The 1,042-nt window shown below is 54.5% G+C and carries 2 protein-coding genes; both read right to left on the bottom strand.

What is annotated here, in order from left to right; translation table 11 throughout:
• The coding region (locus NW837_RS14365; protein WP_414332265.1) for a SirB1 family protein at window positions 1-564 on the bottom strand (564 nt) is incomplete at its 3' end.
• A gap of 45 nt (window positions 565-609) precedes the next feature.
• Window positions 610-1,042: hypothetical protein (locus NW837_RS14360; protein WP_414332264.1), on the bottom strand; the 433-nt coding region annotated here is incomplete at its 5' end.

Here is a 1,042-nt window from a genome sequence, read left to right as displayed (position 1 = left end):
TACCAAGATCAGGCGGGGAGGGGTGGGGCGTAGGTGGTGTTCTTGGAAAGGGATCCCAGGCCCGTAGATTTGCGACAAAAGCTCTTGACAATCTTCTGGAAATAAAATCTCCCCCTGCTGAAAGGGATCCACAAAAATCTCGGCGCCTGCAAACAGGGGCCGGATTAAAAAGTGGCCGGGCATGCCCACTCCTGCCATGGGAAAATCGATCCGCCGCGCCAGCTCTAGATAGATCAGCGACAGCGTAATCGGGATCCCGGTGCGCCGATCGATCACTTCGTTCAAAAAGCTGTTGCGTGGGTCGTAATAATCTTCGCGATTGCCACGAAAGCCCAGATCCTCAAAGAGATAGTGATTCAAGATCTTGATGACCCGCAGGGGATAACGCTCCGGGGGAAGGCGCTCTTGCACCTCTGCGGCCATCTCATCCAGAGCGGCCACATACTCTTCCACCTCCAGATCGGGATAGGCTTCTTGGGCAATCCAGAGGGCCGCCCGACCCAGATCGATGGGCTCCGATTGGATTTCAAGGGCAAAGCGTTGACGGGCAGCAGGAATGCTCATGAAATGTTAAATATTAAATATTGAGGTTCTTTGCAAGGATCTCGGTTAGAACAGCAGCGTGCAAAAGCTGGTCAACAGCAAGGTCACCGCCGTCAGGAGCAGGCTAAAGCTCCAAAGCCGCAAAGCGGCAAGCAGCAGGATCCCGATCACCCAAATCAGCAGAGCATTCCAATAGGGTCGGTTGGGGGCTTTGGACACATTAATTTTCTGGAAGAAGGGCAGCAGGATGAACGATACATCCAACAACAGGCGCGGCAGCCGCAAATTGTCCGGCAGCGGCAGATCTCGCACCGCCAAATAAAGCAGCCCCCAGCTCAACAAAAGCGGGATTAGGAGCAGATAGTTGGATTCGGCCAGCAGGGGTCGATCCACCACCAGCGGAAACAGAGGGCTGATCCCCCAGAGCAGATAGAGGTAAAAGTTGAAGTTCAGCAGCGGCTGTAGCAGAGGGGGCACCTTGAAGCGTTGACCTTGGGAT

It is taken from the genome of Synechococcus sp. R6-10 (assembly GCF_047461815.1).
Classification (GTDB): domain Bacteria; phylum Cyanobacteriota; class Cyanobacteriia; order Thermostichales; family Thermostichaceae; genus Thermostichus.
This window is presented reverse-complemented; position numbering and strand designations above follow the sequence as displayed.